The 17,857-nt window shown below is 70.2% G+C and carries 15 protein-coding genes; 11 read left to right on the plus strand and 4 right to left on the minus strand.

Features of this window, described 5'->3' with window-relative positions; translation table 11 throughout:
• Positions 1-15 precede the first annotated feature (15 nt).
• Both AB0O65_RS06630 and AB0O65_RS06635 read left to right on the plus strand, forming a co-directional pair.
• Positions 16-711, plus strand: coding sequence for an alanine racemase C-terminal domain-containing protein (locus AB0O65_RS06630; protein ID WP_083428554.1), 696 nt, complete (start codon positions 16-18; stop codon positions 709-711).
• Positions 708-1,742 (plus strand): alanine racemase, encoded by a 1,035-nt coding sequence (locus tag AB0O65_RS06635; RefSeq protein WP_071640418.1) that lies wholly within the window; start codon positions 708-710, stop codon positions 1,740-1,742. The genes AB0O65_RS06630 and AB0O65_RS06635 overlap by 4 nt, the downstream gene beginning before the upstream one ends.
• A 5-nt stretch (positions 1,743-1,747) precedes the next feature.
• Here AB0O65_RS06635 and AB0O65_RS06640 read toward each other — a convergent pair whose 3' ends face one another.
• A complete protein-coding gene (locus AB0O65_RS06640) occupies positions 1,748-1,957 on the minus strand; it encodes a hypothetical protein (protein WP_071640416.1) in 210 nt (69 codons plus the stop codon).
• 174 nt (positions 1,958-2,131) lie between these two features.
• Here AB0O65_RS06640 and AB0O65_RS06645 point away from each other — a divergent pair, with 174 nt between their 5' ends.
• Positions 2,132-4,258 carry a DNA topoisomerase IV subunit B gene (locus AB0O65_RS06645; RefSeq protein ID WP_363383749.1) on the plus strand — a complete coding sequence of 709 codons (2,127 nt, stop codon included), beginning with the start codon at positions 2,132-2,134 and terminating at the stop codon, positions 4,256-4,258.
• Between the two features lie 54 nt (positions 4,259-4,312).
• Here the strand turns inward: AB0O65_RS06645 and AB0O65_RS06650 are convergent, their stop codons facing one another.
• Positions 4,313-6,751 carry a DNA topoisomerase IV subunit A gene (locus AB0O65_RS06650; RefSeq protein ID WP_363383751.1) on the minus strand — a complete coding sequence of 813 codons (2,439 nt, stop codon included), beginning with the start codon at positions 6,749-6,751 and terminating at the stop codon, positions 4,313-4,315.
• Between the two features lie 83 nt (positions 6,752-6,834).
• Between AB0O65_RS06650 and AB0O65_RS06655 the strand changes: the two genes are divergently transcribed.
• Positions 6,835-7,962, plus strand: a complete 1,128-nt coding sequence (locus AB0O65_RS06655; RefSeq protein WP_071640410.1) for a nucleotide pyrophosphatase/phosphodiesterase family protein — start codon at positions 6,835-6,837, stop codon at positions 7,960-7,962.
• 15 nt (positions 7,963-7,977) lie between these two features.
• Here AB0O65_RS06655 and sepH read toward each other — a convergent pair whose 3' ends face one another.
• Complete coding sequence (gene sepH, locus AB0O65_RS06660) at positions 7,978-9,024, minus strand: septation protein SepH (protein ID WP_071640409.1); 1,047 nt, start codon at positions 9,022-9,024, stop codon at positions 7,978-7,980.
• A 209-nt stretch (positions 9,025-9,233) separates the two neighbouring features.
• On the opposite strand from sepH, the gene AB0O65_RS06665 reads away from it, so the two are divergent.
• Positions 9,234-9,527, plus strand: coding sequence for a DUF4193 domain-containing protein (locus tag AB0O65_RS06665; RefSeq protein ID WP_071640407.1), 294 nt, complete (start codon positions 9,234-9,236; stop codon positions 9,525-9,527).
• A 60-nt stretch (positions 9,528-9,587) separates the two neighbouring features.
• Here AB0O65_RS06665 and AB0O65_RS06670 read toward each other — a convergent pair whose 3' ends face one another.
• On the minus strand, positions 9,588-10,070 hold the full coding sequence (locus AB0O65_RS06670; protein WP_071640405.1) for a DUF3093 family protein: 483 nt from the start codon (positions 10,068-10,070) through the stop codon (positions 9,588-9,590).
• 3 nt (positions 10,071-10,073) lie between these two features.
• On the opposite strand from AB0O65_RS06670, the gene dut reads away from it, so the two are divergent.
• From dut to AB0O65_RS06700, 6 genes are all read left to right on the plus strand, one after another.
• Positions 10,074-10,523, plus strand: a complete 450-nt coding sequence (gene dut / locus AB0O65_RS06675) for a dUTP diphosphatase (RefSeq protein WP_363383754.1) — start codon at positions 10,074-10,076, stop codon at positions 10,521-10,523.
• Positions 10,520-11,107 carry a DUF3710 domain-containing protein gene (locus tag AB0O65_RS06680; protein WP_071640401.1) on the plus strand — a complete coding sequence of 196 codons (588 nt, stop codon included), beginning with the start codon at positions 10,520-10,522 and terminating at the stop codon, positions 11,105-11,107. Before dut ends, AB0O65_RS06680 begins: the two co-directional genes overlap by 4 nt.
• Before the next feature lie 56 nt (positions 11,108-11,163).
• Positions 11,164-11,871 carry a DUF3159 domain-containing protein gene (locus AB0O65_RS06685; RefSeq protein ID WP_071640459.1) on the plus strand — a complete coding sequence of 236 codons (708 nt, stop codon included), beginning with the start codon at positions 11,164-11,166 and terminating at the stop codon, positions 11,869-11,871.
• A gap of 130 nt (positions 11,872-12,001) precedes the next feature.
• On the plus strand, positions 12,002-14,881 hold the full coding sequence (locus AB0O65_RS06690) for an aconitate hydratase (RefSeq protein ID WP_363383756.1): 2,880 nt from the start codon (positions 12,002-12,004) through the stop codon (positions 14,879-14,881).
• Between the two features lie 118 nt (positions 14,882-14,999).
• Positions 15,000-16,943, plus strand: a complete 1,944-nt coding sequence (gene dxs / locus AB0O65_RS06695; protein WP_071640397.1) for a 1-deoxy-D-xylulose-5-phosphate synthase — start codon at positions 15,000-15,002, stop codon at positions 16,941-16,943.
• 9 nt (positions 16,944-16,952) lie between these two features.
• A complete protein-coding gene (locus tag AB0O65_RS06700; RefSeq protein ID WP_363383758.1) occupies positions 16,953-17,855 on the plus strand; it encodes a YegS/Rv2252/BmrU family lipid kinase in 903 nt (300 codons plus the stop codon).
• Positions 17,856-17,857 lie beyond the last annotated feature (2 nt).

Below are 17,857 nucleotides of genomic sequence, written 5' to 3' on the forward strand. Positions count from 1 at the left end.
GAGCCGGAGATCCGCATGACTGCCAGCAGCGCGCTGCCCAGGGTGCTCCTCTCTCGAGGAGCACTCGAACGCGCGACGCGCGCGCTCGTCGCGCCCGGAGCGATCGTCGACCTCCGGCACGACGGGTTCGGTCACGGCGCGGCCGAGGTCGCCGGGGTCCTCGCGGATGCCGGGATCACAGATGTGATCGTCGACCCCGAGCACGTCGCCGTCGTGTCGTCCCGTCCCGGTCTGCGCGTGCACACCGCGGGTGCGGGCGATATCGAGCCCGCCGCGCTGTTCGGGATTCCGGATGCCGACGGGTCTCGGACGTCGGAGCCGGTGATGAGCCTGCAGGGGCACGTGCTCTCCACCAAGCCGCTGCGCGCCGGGGAGGCCGTCTCGTACGGCTACACCCATCGCGCCGTCGACGACACGCGCATCGCGCTGGTCACCGGCGGCTATGCCCAGGGCATCCCGCGCGTGCTCGGAAACCGGGTCCGGGTGCAGATCGGCGAGCGGATGCTTCCCGTGGTCGGACGCATCGCGATGGACGTGTGCGTGGTCGATCTGGAGGGCGGCGATGCTGAAGACGGCACGCCCGTCGTCTACTTCGGCGGTGCCGGCGGCGCCCGCGATGCGCTCGCGCACTGGGCATCGGTGAGCGGACTCACGGCGCTGGAGATGGCCGTGGTCATCGCACGACACGGACAGGGGGAGTGGGTCGCATGAGCGGACCTCTGCTCGAGATCTCGCGCGGCGCATTCCGCCGCAACATCGCCGCGGTGCAGCGTCGCCTGGCTCCGTCGGAGCTGCTGCTGGTGATGAAGGACGACGCGTACGGTCTCGGCGTCGACTGGTCGGTCGCCGAGGCGACGGCCGCCGGGGTGACCTGGTTCGGCGGCTACGACATCCCCACCGCGCTGCGCATCCGCGCGCTCACCGATCAGCGGGTGTACGCGTGGGCGACGTCAGCGCGGTCCGAGGTCGCCACGGCGATCACGGCGGACATCGACCTCGGTGTGGGATCGGCGGCCTATCTCGACGCCGTCATCGGCGAGGCCGAGGCCGCGGGCGCGCGTGTGCGCGTGCATCTGAAGATCGACACCGGCCTGCACCGCAACGGCTTCCGCCCTGAGGAGTGGCAGGATGCCGTCGCCACCGCGCTGGCCGCGCAGCGCCGCGGCAGCGTGGTGGTGTCGGGCGTGTGGAGCCACCTCGCCGAGGCGAGCGATGCGGACGATGACACCGCCCAGCGGGTGTTCCTGGACGCGGTCGCGCATCTCGTCGAGGCCGGCGGCGAACCCGAGGTGCTGCACCTGACAGCGTCCGCCGCCGCGTGGTGGCGGCCCGAGCTGCGCGGCTCGCTGAGTCGCGTCGGGGCGTTCTGCTACGGCATCCGCTCCGCCGACGGTCCGCCCCTCGAGGGTCTCCGACTCGTCGCGCGGCTCAGCGCGCCCGTCGAGCAGGTCGATGGCGGCGTCGTCCGTGTCGGCATCGGAGCGTTCCACGGTCTGCCGTCGATCCTGCGCGGCGCGCAGATCGCCACACCGGGCGGGCTGCGTCGCATCGTCGACATCGACGGCACGACCATGACGGTCGAGCCGTGGGGCGGTGCGGCCTCAGGTCAGCGCGTGGTGCTCTTCGGGCCGGGCGAGGCGGGTGAGCATGATGCGACCGCACTCGCCGAGCATGTGGACACGGTCGGCGAGGAGATCATCACCAGGCTCACTCCGGCGGTGCGTCGACTCGTTGTCGACTGATCGCTTCACGCCTCGATGAGGCGGGCGGTCTCGTCGTGCCACGAGGTGGCGACGGCGCGCAGCTTCTCCTCGTATTTGCGTCCGTGGTGTGCGCAGAACAGCATCTCGGTGCCGTTGACCTCGGCGGCGATGTACGCCTGCGCCCCGCAGGAGTCGCAGCGGTCCATCGCGGTGAGGCGGTACTCGGCAGTCTCGCGCTCAGTCGTGGCGTTCATCTCGGTGCCTCCTCAGCGGTTCGGATCCTTTGAGATCGTGCTCAATACAACCACGCGCCGCCTGTATGCATGCCCGGATCCGGGCGTGTTTCGCTGTGCGCGTACGCCGCACGCCCTGGCTTGCCGTGCGGGAGTGTCGCGGCGTCGGCCCCTGTCGCCGCGGAAATAGAATCGATGATTGTGACTTCCGAGTACTCCGCCCACCACCTCCAGGTTCTCGAGGGCCTCGAGGCGGTGCGCAAGCGTCCCGGCATGTACATCGGCTCGAACGGGTCGCCGGGCCTTATGCACTGCCTGTGGGAGATCATCGACAACTCGGTCGACGAGGCCGTCGACGGCAACGGCTCGAAGATCGCGATCACCCTGCATGCCGACGGCAGCGTCGAGGTTGCCGACCGCGGTCGTGGCGTTCCCGTCGATGTCGAGCCGCGCACCGGACTCACCGGCGTCGAGGTCGTCTACACCAAGCTGCACGCCGGCGGGAAGTTCGGTGGCGGCTCGTACGCCGCCTCCGGTGGTCTGCACGGCGTGGGCGCCTCGGTGGTCAATGCGCTCTCGGAGCGTCTCGACGTCGAGGTGGACCGCGCAGGCAAGACCTACGCGATGTCGTTCCACCGCGGTGAGCCGGGCATCTTCGCCGATGACGGCGAGCCGCGCCCCGACGCTCCGTTCACCCCGTTCGAGCAGCAGAGCGAGCTGCGTGTGATCGGCAAGGTCGCCAAGGGCGTCACCGGCACCAGGGTGCGCTACTGGGCCGACCGGCAGATCTTCACGAAGGACGCCGCGTTCCAGCTCTCCGAGCTCGAGACGCGCGCGCGTCAGACCGCGTTCCTCGTTCCCGGCCTCGAGCTCGAGATCCGCGACGAGCGCCCGCTTCATGCCCCGTCACCCGACGCGGACGCGCCCGCCGGCCCTCGGGTGACGTCGTACCGGTACGAGGGCGGCATCTCGGAGTTCGTCGACTTCCTGGCATCCGATGCTCCGGTGACCGACACCTGGCGCATCCAGGGCAGCGGACGCTTCACCGAGACGGTGCCGGTGCTGCAGGCCGACGGGCACATGAAGGCCACCGAGGTCGAGCGCGAATGCGAGGTGGATCTCGCCCTGCGATGGGGTACCGGGTACGAGACCACGGTCCGCTCGTTCGTGAACATCATCGCCACGCCCAAGGGCGGCACGCACCAGCAGGGCTTCGAGCAGGAGCTGCTGAAGACGCTGCGCGCCCAGGTCGAGCAGAACGCCCGGCGCCTCAAGGTCGGAAACGACAAGCTCGAGAAGGACGACGTGCTCGCCGGCCTCACGGCCGTGCTCACCGTCACCGTGCCCGAACCGCAGTTCGAGGGGCAGACCAAGGAGGTGCTCGGCACCCCCGCCGTGCGCACGATCGTCGCGCAGGTGGTGCGCAAGCAGCTCGCCGAGCGCTTCGCCTCGACCAAGCGGGACGACCGCAACCAGGCGTCGATGCTGCTGGACAAGATCGTCTCCGAGATGAAGGCCCGCGTCTCGGCGCGAGCGCACAAGGAGACCCAGCGGCGCAAGACCGCGCTCGAGTCGTCGTCGCTGCCGGCGAAGCTCGTGGACTGCCGGTCGAAGGACTTCGAGCAGAGCGAGCTGTTCATCGTCGAGGGCGATTCCGCGCTCGGCACGGCACGTCACGCACGCAACAGCGAGTTCCAGGCGCTGCTGCCGATCCGCGGCAAGATCCTCAACGTGCAGAAGGCATCGGTCAGCGACATGCTCGGCAACGCCGAGTGCGCGGCGATCATCACGACGATCGGCGCCGGCTCCGGCCGCTCGTTCGACCTCAGTGCCGCTCGTTACGGCAAGGTCATCCTGATGAGCGACGCCGACGTCGACGGTGCGCACATCCGCACCCTCCTGCTCACCCTCTTCTTCCGCTACATGCGTCCGCTCGTCGAGGCGGGCCGCGTCTACTCCGCGGTCCCGCCCCTGCACAGGGTGATCGTCATGAACCCCGGCTCCAAGCCGAACGAGACGATCTACACCTACTCCGAGGCCGAGCTGCACGCTCTGCTCGCCAAGCTGCAGAAGGCCGGCAAGCGCTGGCAGGACCCCATCCAGCGCTACAAGGGTCTGGGCGAGATGGATGCCGACCAGCTGGCCAACACGACCATGGAGAAGTCCGGCCGTCTGCTGCGGCGCGTGACGATCGAGGACGCGGAGTCGGCGGACGCCGCCGTGCGCACCTTCGAGCTGCTGATGGGCAGCGAAGTGGCGCCGCGCCGCGAGTTCATCATGAGCTCGAGCGACAGGCTCAGCCGCGAGGCGATCGACGCCTGAGACCGCCGGATCCGGGCGCGTCGAGGCCGCCGCGTCGGGTGCCTCGTCCGGGGGTCAGCCGATCGCGGTGCCGACCGACCCGATCACGGCGTCCAGGGGCTGCCCCGATCCGTCGCGCTTCGCACCGGATTCGGGCAGCACGCGGGCCGCGCCGTCGGTCCCGACCGCGCGCGGATCCACGCCCACCCAGGCGAGGCGAAGTCCGTCCTCGCCCTTGAGCAGCGCGTGCGCCCGCACACCTCCGGTCGCGCGGCCCTTCGCCGGGAACTCGGCGAACGCCGAGACCTTGGCTCGACCGGCGTCCGCGCCGGCGAGGGTGCCCTCCGAGCCCGAGACGGTCACCACCACGGCATCATCCGCAGACGAGACCACCGTGAACGAGATGACCTGGCTCTTCGCGCCGAGCTTCATGCCGGCCATTCCCGCTGCGGGCGCACCCTGGGGCCGCACGTTCGATGCCGAGAAGTGCAGCAGCTGGGCGTCCGAGGTGACGAACACGAGCTCGGCGTCATCGGGGGCGGGAGCTGCGCCGACGACGACGTCCTTCGGCTTCAGCCCGATGATCTCCAGCTCGGGTCGCACCGCGAGAGCGGAGGGCACGATGCGCTTGACTACGCCGTCTCTGGTGCCCACCGCGAGCGGCGTGTCGTCGTCGAAGCGGATGAGCGCGACGACCCGCTCGCTGCGATCGCTCAGCCCGAGGTAGTCGGAGATGCGCACGCCCGCACCGAGCCCGACCGAGGAGGCGGGCACCGCGGGGATGTCGACGGGCGTGAACCGCACCACGCGTCCCGCGGTCGTGACGGCGCCGATCTCGCTGCGCGTGGTCGTCTCCAGACGAGCCTGGATCGCATCGTGCTTGCTGCGACGCGGAGGCGTGGTGATCACCGCGCCCGGTTCGAGGTCGACGCGCACGGCGCGACCCGTCGTCGACAGCAGCAGCGTCGTCGGGGCGTCCGCGATCTGCAGCTCCGCAGCGGACTTCGCCGAGCGCGCCTTGGGCGGCGCGGCGTTGAGCAGCAGGGTTCGCCGGTGCGTGCCGAACTGGTCGGCCACCGCATCCAGCTCCTGCGCGACCTGAGCGCGCACCCGGGCGGGATCGGCCAGCAGCGTCTCGAGTTCGGCGATCTCGGCGAGCAGCTTGTCGCGCTCCGCCTCGAGCTCCAGACGCGAGAACTTCGTCAGGCGGCGCAGGCGGAGCTCGAGGATGTACTCGGCCTGCACCTCGTCGAGCTCGAACACCTGCTGCAGTCGCGAGCGGGCGGTCTCGGAGTCGTCCGAGGTGCGGATGACCTGGATGACCTCGTCGATGTCGAGGATGGCCACCAGCAGGCCGCGCACCAGGTGCAGGCGCTCGTTGCGCCGTGCCAGGCGGAAGCGACTGCGCCGGGTGACGACCTCGACGCGGTGCTGCAGGTACACCCGCAGCAGCTCTTTGAGGCCGAGCGTGCGCGGCTGTCCGTCGACGAGGGCGACGTTGTTGATCGAGAACGACTCCTCGAGCGGGGTGAAGCGGAACAGCTGCTCGAGCACCGCGGCCGGGTCGAAACCCGTCTTGACGGTGATGACCAGCCGCAGACCGTTCTTCCGGTCGGTCAGATCCTGCACGTCGCTGATGCCCTGGAGCTTCTTCGCGGTGACCGCGTCCTTGAGCTTCTCGATGACCCGCTCCGGCCCCACCTGGTAGGGCAGCTCGGTGATGGCGATGCCTGTCCTGCGCGGGCCGAGCGGCTCGATGGAGGTCTTGGCCCGCAGCCGGAAGGCCCCCCGACCCGACTCGTACGCGTCCCTGACCCCGTCGAGACCCATCAGGATCCCCCCGGAGGGGAAGTCGGGCCCGGGTACGAACTCCATCAGCTCGGCCGTGGTGGCCTCGGGGTTCTCGAGCAGGTGGGTCGCGGCGGCGACGACCTCGATGAGGTTGTGCGGGGCCATGTTCGTCGCCATGCCGACGGCGATGCCGCTGGCGCCGTTGACGAGCAGGTTGGGGAAGGCGGCGGAGAGCACGGCGGGCTGCTGGAACTGGCCGTCGTAGTTGGGCACGAAATCGACGACGTCCTCGTCGAGGCTCTCGGTCATCGCCAGAGCGGATGCCGCCAGGCGCGCCTCGGTGTACCGGGATGCCGCCGGTCCGTCATCGAGCGAGCCGAAGTTGCCGTGTCCGTCGACCAGCGGCACGCGCAGTGCGAAGTCCTGCGCCAGGCGCACGAGAGCGTCGTAGATGGCGGAGTCGCCGTGCGGGTGCAGCTTTCCCATCACCTCGCCGACGACGCGGGCGCTCTTGACGTGCCCGCGGTCGGGCCGCAGCCCCATCTCGGCCATCTGGTAGAGGATGCGCCGCTGGACGGGCTTCAGACCGTCGCGCGCGTCGGGCAGCGCACGGGAGTAGATCACCGAGTAGGCGTACTCGAGGAACGAGCCCTGCATCTCCTGCGACAGGTCGATGTCCTGGATGCGCTCCTGAACGGGCTCGGATGACGAGGGCTTTGGCATGGACTTCCTGCTGGTCGCTCGGTGCGGACTCGCGACGGCGCTCGGGCGCGGTGCGTCGGGCCACCTGTGCGAGACTGACCCGGATGCCTCTCATCCTACCGACCAGCCTCGATTCGACGCGGAACATCAGCGGGGTGGCGCCGCAGCTCCTCGCCGCGCTGCGGGGCGGATCCGCGGACCTTCCCCTGGCGCGGTCGGTCGTGCTGGTGGTCGTGGACGGACTGGGGGCGCCGGCGCTGCGCGCGCACGCCGGGCACGCGCGCACGCTGTCGTCGGCCATGGCGAAGAAGGACGTCGCGGGATCGGTGTTCCCGACCACGACCGCGGCCGCGCTGACCAGTCTGCTCACCGGGGCCGTCCCCGGGGCACATGGCCTGGTGGGCTACAGCGTGCGGGATCCCGAGTCCGATGCGCTGGTGAACCTGCTCAGCGGATGGGAGGCCGGAGGCATCGATCCGCTGGAGTGGCAGAGCGCCCCGACCGTCTTCGAGCAGGGCGCAGCGAGCGGACATCCGGTGTTCGCCCTGGGCATCCCGGCCTACGCCGGCAGCGGGTTCTCCGGGGCGACGCTGCGCGGCGCCGAGTTCCGTTCGGCACCGGGCGCGGCCGAGCGCGTGCAGCTCGCGTGGGAGCTCGCCGACGCCCACGACGGCGCCATCGTGTACTGCTACCTGCCCGAGGTGGACAAAGCAGGGCACCGGCACGGCGTCGACTCGGCCGAGTGGGTCGCCGCTCTGGAGGATGTCGACGCCGCGCTCTCGCGGACGGTTCCCGACGGGGTGGGGGTGCTGGTCACGGCGGATCACGGGATGATCGATGTGCCGCAGCACCGTCACCTGATCCTGGATGCCGCAGGTGGCTGGCACGACGGCATCCGGCACATCGGCGGCGAACCGCGGATGCTGCACGTCTACACCGAGCCGGACGTCGACCAGGCGGCGCTGCTGTCGCGCTGGCGGCGGGATCTGGAGGGCGCGGCGGACGTGGTCAGCCGCGCCGAGGCGATCGAGGCGGGCCTGTTCGGACCTGTCGCCTCGGATGCCGTGCGCCGACGCATCGGCGACATGCTGGTGATCGCCCGCGGCACCGTCGCTCTCTACGACGGCGAGGCCGACGACCAGCGGGCCCGCGGCATGGTGGGCCAGCACGGCGCGCTCACGCCCGAGGAGTGGCGGGTGCCCTTCATCAGGCTGGGCGCCTTCCGGCGCTGACGGATCAGCCCGCGCTCACTCGTCCGTACGCGCTCCGAACACGATCTCGTCCCAGGAGGGCATCGCGTTGCGGCGCTTCCGGCGACCGCTCGGCTGCTCGGCTGCAGCCTCCGGCGCAGGCTTCGTCGCCGGCGTCTCGGCCGACCTCGTCTCCGCAGGCGCCTCGGCAGGCTCGTCGAGCGGGTCGAACAGCGCCAGCGGGGATGCGTCCTCGTCGGCCTCGTCGAACAGCGGTGCGCTCTCGCGCTGGCCCCGTCGGCGGCGCAGCGCCTCGAGCAGGTCGGCGGTCTCCGAACTCGTGCGGTGCTCGTCGGGGGCGCGCCGGGCGGCGGCATCGTGAGCTGCTGCACTGGAGTGCTCCGCGACGGGGATCTCCTCGGCCTCCTCGGGCGGCGGAAGAAGACGGGGTCCGAACGCCCCGGAGTCGAAACGGCTGTCGTCCTTGTACGGCGACACGCGCTCCGCATCGACCGCGCGGAGGCGTGGGATGAGCCCCTCGGGAAGCGACCCCTGCCGGGAGAGCTGTGTGGCGTCGGCGTTGACGGGCGACAGGGTGCTGCGGCGCGGGTCGAAGGCCCAGCGCGCGTCGTGTGCGACGTCGTTCGCCGTGAACTCGAGCTTGACCGTCCAGCCCGTGTCGTCCTTCCAACTCGCCCAGCGCTCGTCCGACGCGGCCAGGTCTGCCAGCTTGGCGCGCACCGCGGAGCCGAAGGTGGGCTGCGCGTCGGGCTCCACCTCGCTGCCGATCAGCACCGGCACCGCGAGAGCCTGGTTGACGATGTGCTCGCGCTCGGCGAGGACGGGACCCTCGAAGCGCGCCACATCGGACTCGCTGACGCCGAGCAGCGCAGCGACCTCTGCCGCCGTCAGACCCGCGCGGATCTGCGCCTGGATGTCCCGCGGGCTCGCGGCCAGACGCGCCGGCGCGGGTTCGGACTCGCGGGTCGCGCGACGCACCTCGCGGTGCAGGACGTCGTCGATGGGCAGCGCGAAGCGCTGCCCGGACTCGGTCGCGAGGACGAGGACTCCCGCTTCCGTTCCGATGATGGTGACGTTTTCCATGCCAATGCCCCTCTGATGGGTGTGCGTTCATGGTGTCACGCGCACCCTGATCGCGTGCGGAATACCGTGGGCGTGCCGCGAGTTTCCCCGATCGGGCCGCATGGCATTTGCTTATTGGTGCGCAGTCGTGCAAACTATGGCCCGCCGATCACCCGAAATCGGATCCCCCCACCTCGAACACTCGCACCACGGAAGTGGAGAATCACCGCATGGCAACCGATTACGACGCCCCTCGCAAGAGCGAAGACGACTCCGAGTCGATCGAAGCCCTCAAGGAGCGCGTGCCGAGCACCCAGTCCGGCGCCGGCGATGTCGAGGACTCGGACAACCCCACCGGGTTCGAGCTCCCTGGCGCCGACCTCTCCGACATGGAGCTCGATGTCGTCGTGCTGCCCGCGCAGCAGGACGAGTTCACCTGCATGAGCTGCTTCCTCGTGAAGCACCGCTCGCAGCTCGACCACGACGGCGCGGACGGCCCGATCTGCAAGGAATGCGCCGCCTGATCACCGACCCGCACGCGCCCCCGGCCCGATGGCCTGGGGCGCGTTCTGCGTTCCGGCCCGTCAGCGGCGCACTGCACGCGCCGAGCTGATCGCCGCCGCGAGACGGTCCGGGGTGCGCGACGAGATCGTCCAGCTGCTCACCGGGTCGTCCGGGTCGGTGACGGGCACGACGACGACGCCGTCGATGCCGCCGCGGAGCAGGTTCCAGCCGTCCCTGGCGATCTGATGGGAGCGCCGGGCCCTGGCCTCCTCGCCGGAGAACTCGCGGGGCTCACCCAGCCACACGGCGTCGATGTGCGCGCGCCCCGCGTGCAGCACGCCGTCGACCACGCGGACGGTGGGGGAGAGCACGATGCTCAGGGTCACCAGCACGAGCGAGACGATCGCTCCGACCGCCAGCGCGAGGCTCGGGTCGAGCGGCGTCAGCACGAGCGACACCATCGGGCCGGCCAGGGCGATGGTGACCAGGAGCCAGAGGCCGGGGGCCAGTCGCTCGCGATAGGTCTCGCGCGTGTCGGGGTGGGGGTTCTGCATTAGCCTCATGGGGTGACTCATTCCGTTGCCGTCCCCATTATCGCGGCGAACGTCCCGTTCTACGCGCACCCCGGAGATGCCGGGGCCGATCTGGTGTCGACCGAGGCCGTCCGGCTCGAGCCCGGCGAGCGGGCGCTGATCGGAACGGGCGTGCGCATCGCGCTGCCGGAGGGGTACGCCGCCTTCGTCGTGCCGCGCAGCGGTCTCGCCGCCAAGCACGGCATCACCGTGGTCAACTCGCCCGGCACCGTGGATGCGGGCTACCGCGGCGAGATCCGGGTCAGCCTGCTGAACACCGACAGCCGGGAAGCGTACGATGTGGCGGTCGGCGACCGCATCGCGCAGCTCATCGTGATGCCCGTCGTCCAAGCGCGGTTCGAATCCGTCGACGAACTGCCCGAGAGCGTCCGCGGTGACGGCGGATTCGGGTCGACCGGCTATACCCAGGGAAAGAGCGAATGACTGAAGAGATCGAACCCACGCTGAAGTCCGCCCCGGCCGACCGGGCGACCGCCGGCCCGTTCGACGACAGCGAGGCGAACCCCGTGCGCCCGTACATCGATCTCGGCGGCATCAAGGTGCTGCCCCGAGAGGGACTGAATCTCCGCCTCGAGGTCGAGGAGCAGAGCAAGCGGATCGTCGCCGTCGGCCTCGACTACGCCGGCTCGTCGCTGCAGGTGCAGCCCTTCGCCGCGCCGCGCTCGCGAGGGCTGTGGGATGAGACCCGCGTGCAGCTGCGCGATCAGATCCGCACGCAGGGTGGACGGGTCGAGGAACGTGAGGGCACGCTCGGCAAGGAGCTGCTGGCCGAGGTACCCGCCACGGCTGCGGAGGGGTCCGGCATGCGGCTGGCGAGGTTCGTCGGCGTCGACGGCCCGCGATGGTTCCTGCGTGGAGTCATCGGCGGCGATGCCGCGTCCGATCCGGCAGCGGCCGAGCAGGTGGAGGACCTGTTCCGGTCGATCGTCGTGGTGCGAGGCGCGACGCCGATGCCCCCTCGCGACCTGATCCCGCTGAAGATGCCGTCCACGCCGGGATCGGCGTGACACCGGCCGACGACCGGCGCGACGGGGCGAGCTCCCGGCATCCCGCGGCTGAGCCGATCGGCTCGGCGGAGCCGTCGGCTGCCGAACCGTCGGCTGCGGAGGTGATCGGCACCGCCCTCGGCGGTGCGGCGCGCCGGGCCGGCCTGAGCTCGGAGACCGACGAGAGCGCGCAGCGCATCGTGTGGCGTGCGATGGGCGGCTGGCGCGGGATCATCGAGTCTGTCCTTCCCAGCCTGGCCTTCGTCGTCCTGTTCACCCTGCAGCCGGAGCCCCTGCTGCTGTCGCTGGGCGTGTCGGTCGGCATCGCGTGCGTGCTCACGATCATCCGGATCGCGCAGAAGTCGCCTCCCGCTGCGGCGTTCGGCGGCCTGGTGGCCGTGGCCGCCGCGGCAGGCCTGGCGCTGTGGACGGGGCGCGGCGCCGACAACTTCGTCCCCGGTCTGATCACGAACGCGCTCTACGGCACGGTGATGGTCGTCGCGGCCCTCGCCGGCTGGTCGATCATCGGACTCGCCGTCGGGTTCCTGATGGGAGAGGGCACCGCGTGGCGGGGGGACCGTCGCAAGCGGCGCGCCTTCTTCTGGCTGGGACTGGCCTGGGGTGCGCTGTTCCTGCTGCGACTGTCCGTGCAGCTGCCGCTGTACCTGACCGACCAGGTGACCCTGCTCGGCACCCTCAAGCTGGTGATGGGGCTGCCGCTGTTCGCGCCGATGGTCGCCGTCACCTGGCTCGTCGTCCGCGCGCTCTACCGACGCGCCGACTGACGGCGGACCGGCGTCCGTTCTGGTAGATTTATCTTGACGTCAAGATAAATTGCTCGTTCCGTCGAGCGGCCGCACGACGCACACTGGTAAGGCCAACCTTGCTAGCCGTGCCGCTCACTCGGCGAGCAAGATGGAAGCGCCTGTCGCTCCCATCCGATCAGAAGGAGACGGATTCGTGTCCACGGTGAACAGCTTCGGTGCCAAGAGCACCCTGACAGTCGGCAGCACCGACTACGAGATCTTCCGCATCGACACGGTCGCGGGTCACGAGAGGCTCCCCTTCGCTCTGAAGGTGCTTCTCGAGAACCAGCTGCGCACCGAGGACGGCGCGAACGTCACGAAGGCGCAGATCGAGGCGCTCGGTTCGTGGGACCCCACCGCGGAGCCCGACACCGAGATCCAGTTCACACCGGCGCGCGTGGTCATGCAAGACTTCACCGGCGTGCCCTGCATCGTCGACCTCGCCACCATGCGCGAGGCCGTCACCGCGCTCGGCGGCGACCCGAACCGCATCAACCCGCTCTCTCCCGCCGAGATGGTGATCGACCACTCCGTCATCGCCGACCTGTTCGGACGCCCGGACGCGATCGAGCGCAACGTCGAGATCGAGTACCAGCGCAACGGCGAGCGCTACCAGTTCCTGCGCTGGGGTCAGACCGCGTTCGACGACTTCAAGGTCGTGCCCCCGGGCACCGGCATCGTGCACCAGGTGAACATCGAGCACCTGGCCAAGGTCATCTACGACCGCACCGTCGACGGCGTGCTGCGCGCATACCCCGACACCTGCGTCGGCACCGACTCGCACACCACGATGGTCAACGGTCTGGGCGTGCTCGGCTGGGGCGTCGGCGGCATCGAGGCCGAGGCGGCGATGCTCGGTCAGCCGGTGTCGATGCTCATCCCGCGCGTGGTGGGCTTCAAGCTCACCGGCGAGATCCCCGCCGGCGTGACCGCGACCGACGTGGTGCTCACGATCACCGACATGCTCCGCCAGCACGGCGTGGTCGGCAAGTTCGTCGAGTTCTACGGCGCCGGTGTGGCCTCCGTCCCGCTCGCGAACCGGGCGACCATCGGCAACATGTCGCCCGAGTTCGGTTCGACCGCGGCGATGTTCCCGATCGATGACGTGACGCTCGACTACCTGCGCCTCACCGGCCGTGACGAGCACGCCGTCGAGCTCGTCGAGCAGTACGCCAAGGTGCAGGGCCTGTGGCACGATGCCGACAAGGAGCCCACGTACTCGGAGTACATGGAGCTCGACCTGTCGACGGTCGTCCCCTCGATCGCCGGTCCCAAGCGCCCGCAGGACCGCATCCTGCTGGCCGAGGCGAAGCAGCAGTTCGAGAAGGACATCGTCAACTACGCGGAAGCCACCACCAGCGACGACATCGTCGACCTCGAGTCGAAGCACTCGTTCCCGGCATCCGACCCCGGTCAGGTTCCCGGCGAGGAGTCGCCGACCACGCGCCCGGTGCACATCAACAGCGGCGCTCCGGCGAACGTCTCGCGCCCGGTGCCGGTCACCACGCCCGACGGGCAGAAGTACATCCTCGACAACGGCGCCGTCACCCTCGCCGCCATCACGTCGTGCACCAACACGTCGAACCCGTCGGTGATGATCGCCGCCGGTCTTCTCGCCCGCAAGGCGCGCGAGAGGGGCCTGAAGCAGAAGCCGTGGGTGAAGACCACTCTCGGCCCCGGCTCGAAGGTCGTCACCGACTACTACGAGAAGTCCGGCCTCGACAAGGACCTCGAGGGTCTCGGCTTCTACACCGTCGGCTACGGCTGCACGATCTGCATCGGAAACTCCGGCCCGCTGATCGAAGAGGTGTCCGAGGCGATCAACGAGCACGACCTCGCCGTCACGGCAGTGCTCTCGGGCAACCGCAACTTCGAGGGGCGCATCAGCCCCGACGTGAAGATGAACTACCTGGCCAGCCCGCCGCTGGTCGTCGCGTACGCCCTCGCCGGCTCGATGCACTTCGACTTCGAGACCGATGCTCTGGGCCAGGACGCAGACGGCAACGACGTGTTCCTCAAGGACATCTGGCCGGCCACCGAAGAGGTGCAGGAGATCATCGACAGCTCGATCTCGCGCGACCAGTTCATCAAGCAGTACGCCACCGTCTTCGACGGCGACGAGCGCTGGAAGAACCTGCCGACGCCGACCGGGCCGATCTTCGAATGGGACGAGGCGTCGACCTACGTGCGCAAGGCGCCCTACTTCGACGGCATGGAGCTGACCCCCGCTCCGGTCACCGACATCAGCGGCGCTCGCGTGCTGGCGACGCTGGGCGACTCGGTAACCACCGACCACATCTCGCCCGCCGGAAACATCAAGGCCGGCACGCCGGCCGCGCAGTACCTCACCGAGCACGGTGTCGAGCAGCGCGACTTCAACTCCTACGGCTCGCGCCGCGGAAACCACGAGGTGATGATCCGCGGCACGTTCGCGAACATCCGCCTGAAGAACGCGCTCGTCAAGGCCGTCAACGACGGTCAGCAGATCGAGGGCGGCTTCACCCGCGACTTCACGCAGGAGGGTGGCCCGCAGGCGTACATCTACGACGCATCGCAGAGCTACCAGGACCAGGGCGTCCCGCTGGTGATCTTCGGCGGCAAGGAGTACGGATCGGGCTCGTCGCGCGACTGGGCGGCCAAGGGCACCAACCTGCTCGGCGTGAAGGCGGTCATCACCGAGAGCTTCGAGCGCATCCACCGCTCCAACCTCATCGGCATGGGCGTCGTCCCGCTGCAGTTCCCCGCCGGGGAGAGCTGGGAGTCGCTCGGGCTCGACGGCACCGAGGTCATCTCGATCGAGGGTCTGACGGCTCTCAACGAGGGCACCACGCCGAAGACGGTCAAGGTCACGGCCACCCCGAGCGAGTTCTCCGCCGAGGGTCGCGAGCCGATCACCTTCGACGCGGTCGTCCGCATCGACACACCCGGTGAGGCCGACTACTACCGCAACGGCGGAATCCTGCAGTACGTGCTGCGTTCGCTGGTCTGACCCGCGTCGCGCAGGGGCCCGGATGCTTCGGCATCCGGGCCCCTGCCGCATCCCGAGGTAGAATATTCGGATGCGCACGCCTTCCCCGGCGGGCGATCCACGTCGCGGAAGGACGTCCATGCCGATCCTGCCGAGCATCACCGGCCCCCGAGATCTCGATCGACTCTCCAGCGGGGAACTGGTCGAGCTGGCGGCTGAGATCCGTGCATTCCTCGTGGAGAACGTCGCTCGCACCGGCGGGCACCTCGGCCCGAATCTCGGCGTCGTCGAGCTCACGATCGCGCTGCACCGCGTGTTCTCGTCTCCGGACGACCCGATCATCTTCGACACCGGCCACCAGTCGTACGTGCACAAGCTGCTCACCGGTCGCCAGGACTTCTCCGAGCTGCGCTCCCGCGGCGGGCTCGCCGGATACCCGCAGCGATCCGAGAGCGTGCACGACGTCGTCGAGTCGTCGCACGCGTCGAGCTCGCTGAGCTGGGCCGACGGCATCTCGCGTGCGTTCACCGCGACAGGACGCGCCGATCGGCACGTCGTGGCGGTCGTCGGCGACGGCGCCCTCACGGGGGGGATGACGTGGGAGGCGCTGAACAACATCAGTGACGACAACGAGCGCAACCTCGTCATCGTCGTCAACGACAACGGCCGTTCCTACGCGCCGACCATCGGCGGCATGTCGCGCTATCTCAACCGCGTGCGCACCGCGGGTATGTACCGCGAGATGCACCGCAAGTCCGACCGGCTGTTCCGCGCGTTCGGCCCGCTCGGCCGCGCGGTGTTCCGCGGCGTGCGCGGCGGCACCCACGGCTTCCTCTCGCGGTTCGCGAACAACGTGGCGCTGTATTCCAACCTCGACATCAAGTACCTCGGGCCGGTCGACGGCCACGACGTCGAGGCGCTCATCGAGACGCTGCGCTACGCCAAGGACTACGGCGCACCCGTGATCGTTCACGCCATCACCGAGAAGGGGCGCGGCTACCAGCCCGCCCTCGACGACGTGGCCGACCAGTTCCATGCGGTCGGGCGCATCGATCCGAAGACCGGCGGAGCCCTGTCGTCGTCGTCCGGCACCTCGTGGACCTCGGTGTTCTCCGACGCGCTCGTCGAGATCGGCAGCCGCGACGACAAGGTCATCGCGATGACCGCCGCGATGCTGCGTCCGACCGGCCTGGCCGCCTTCGCCGAGCGCTTCCCCGATCGGGTGTACGACGTCGGCATCGCCGAGCAGCACGCCGTGGCATCCGCCGCGGGACTCGCGTTCGGCGGCCTGCACCCCGTCGTGGCCATCTACGCGACGTTCATGAATCGCGCCTTCGACCAGGTGCTGATGGACGTCGCCCTGCATCGCGCCGGGGTGACGTTCGTGCTCGACCGCGCCGGCGTGACCGGGCCGGACGGGCCGAGTCACAACGGCGTCTGGGATCTCGCGATGCTGCAGATGGTGCCCGGCATCCGGATCGCCGCGCCGCGCGACGCCGTGCGTCTGAGCGAGTGCCTCGCCGAAGCCGTCGCGATCGACGACGCGGCGACGGTGATCCGCTATCCCAAGGGCGATGTGCCCGACCCGATCACCGCGATCGAGCGTCTCGCCGACGGCACCGACGTGCTCGCCCGCGGCGATGAGGAGGACGTGCTGATCGTCGCGATCGGCGCGTTCGCCGAGGTGGCCGTCGACATCGCCGCGCGTCTGAGCGCGCGCGGCATCGGGGCGACGGTGATCGATCCGAGGTGGGCGGTGCCCGTGCAGTCGTCGGTCGTCTCCCTGGCGGCACGGCATCGTCTGGTGATCACGCTGGAAGACGGCATCCGCGTCGGCGGCATCGGCACGCGCGTGCGCCAGGTGCTGCGCGAGGCGGGGATCGACACCGGGGTGGACGAGCTGGGTGTGCCGGACGAGTTCCTCCAGCACGCGTCCCGCGAGCAGATCCTCGAGGACGCCGGACTCACGGTCGACAAGATCACGGCCGACATCGTGGCGCAGGTCGGCGGCACCCGGATCCCGGTCGCGAAGGCTCCCGGCCAGACCGGGGCCCTCGACCTCTCTCTCAGCCAGAAGCGCTGAGCTCGCGCGGTGGGTGAACCCGTGCGCCTCGCCCTCATCGTCAACCCGCACGCGGGCAGGGGGCACGCCGTGCGGGTGGGAGCCGCGGCCGAGCGCGCGCTGCGGGCGGCCGGGGCCGAGGTGACCCTTCTCGTGGGGGAGTCGGCCGAGCAGACCCGGTCTCTCGCCCGCCGGGCGGTGCGCGCCCAGTCCGACGGCATCGTCGTCGTCGGCGGCGACGGCACCCTCACCGGCATCGTCGACGTGCTGGCGCAGAGCGGGAAGCCGATCACACTGGTGCCTGCCGGCACAGGGAACGACCTCGCCCGGTCGCTCGGCATCCCCACCCGCGATCCGCGGACGGCCGCCCTCGCCGCGATCCACGCCCGCGCCCGCACCATCGATCTCGGCACGGTCTCGTCGCGGGGCTCGGAACGGGTCTTCCTCACCGTCGCCGCCCTCGGCTTCGACGCGAAGGTGAGCGAGCGCACGAATGCGTTGCGGCGCCCCCGCGGCCCGCTGCGCTACTACCTGGCGCTGGTGATCGAACTCGTGCGCCTGCGTCCGGTCGTGTTCCGGGTCTCGATCGACGGCGGCAGCGCTCAGGTGCGGCCGGGCACCCTGCTGGCCGTCGGCAACACCCGCAGCTACGGTGGCGGGATGCCGATCTGCCCCGGCGCCGACCCTGACGACGGTCACCTCGACGTGGTGCACGTCGCGCCCGTCAGCCGCGCGCGGCTGGTGCGCCTGTTCCCGCTGCTGCTGCGCGGGCGTCACCTGCGGCGTCCCGAGGTGCGGCACGAGCGGGCCACCTCGGTGCGGGTGTCGGCCCCCGATCTGGTCGTCTACGCCGACGGCGAGCGCGTCGGGGTGGGGGAGTGCAGCATCGGTGTGCGCCCGGCCGCCGTCACCATGATGATTCCGAGGGAGTGAGC

Source organism: Microbacterium sp. NPDC077391, from assembly GCF_040686955.1.
Taxonomy (GTDB): domain Bacteria; phylum Actinomycetota; class Actinomycetes; order Actinomycetales; family Microbacteriaceae; genus Microbacterium; species Microbacterium commune.

What these genes read in the sequence shown, in the direction of transcription:
- AB0O65_RS06630 (WP_083428554.1), top strand. Translation starts at nt 16, where the DNA reads ATGACTGCCAGCAGCGCGCTGCCCAGGGTGCTCCTCTCTCGAGGAGCA.
- AB0O65_RS06635 (WP_071640418.1), top strand. Translation starts at nt 708, where the DNA reads ATGAGCGGACCTCTGCTCGAGATCTCGCGCGGCGCATTCCGCCGCAAC.
- AB0O65_RS06640 (WP_071640416.1), bottom strand. Translation starts at nt 1,957, where the DNA reads ATGAACGCCACGACTGAGCGCGAGACTGCCGAGTACCGCCTCACCGCG.
- AB0O65_RS06645 (WP_363383749.1), top strand. Translation starts at nt 2,132, where the DNA reads ATGATTGTGACTTCCGAGTACTCCGCCCACCACCTCCAGGTTCTCGAG.
- AB0O65_RS06650 (WP_363383751.1), bottom strand. Translation starts at nt 6,751, where the DNA reads ATGCCAAAGCCCTCGTCATCCGAGCCCGTTCAGGAGCGCATCCAGGAC.
- AB0O65_RS06655 (WP_071640410.1), top strand. Translation starts at nt 6,835, where the DNA reads ATGCCTCTCATCCTACCGACCAGCCTCGATTCGACGCGGAACATCAGC.
- sepH (WP_071640409.1), bottom strand. Translation starts at nt 9,024, where the DNA reads ATGGAAAACGTCACCATCATCGGAACGGAAGCGGGAGTCCTCGTCCTC.
- AB0O65_RS06665 (WP_071640407.1), top strand. Translation starts at nt 9,234, where the DNA reads ATGGCAACCGATTACGACGCCCCTCGCAAGAGCGAAGACGACTCCGAG.
- AB0O65_RS06670 (WP_071640405.1), bottom strand. Translation starts at nt 10,070, where the DNA reads ATGAGGCTAATGCAGAACCCCCACCCCGACACGCGCGAGACCTATCGC.
- AB0O65_RS06680 (WP_071640401.1), top strand. Translation starts at nt 10,520, where the DNA reads ATGACTGAAGAGATCGAACCCACGCTGAAGTCCGCCCCGGCCGACCGG.
- AB0O65_RS06690 (WP_363383756.1), top strand. Translation starts at nt 12,002, where the DNA reads ATGGAAGCGCCTGTCGCTCCCATCCGATCAGAAGGAGACGGATTCGTG.
- dxs (WP_071640397.1), top strand. Translation starts at nt 15,000, where the DNA reads ATGCCGATCCTGCCGAGCATCACCGGCCCCCGAGATCTCGATCGACTC.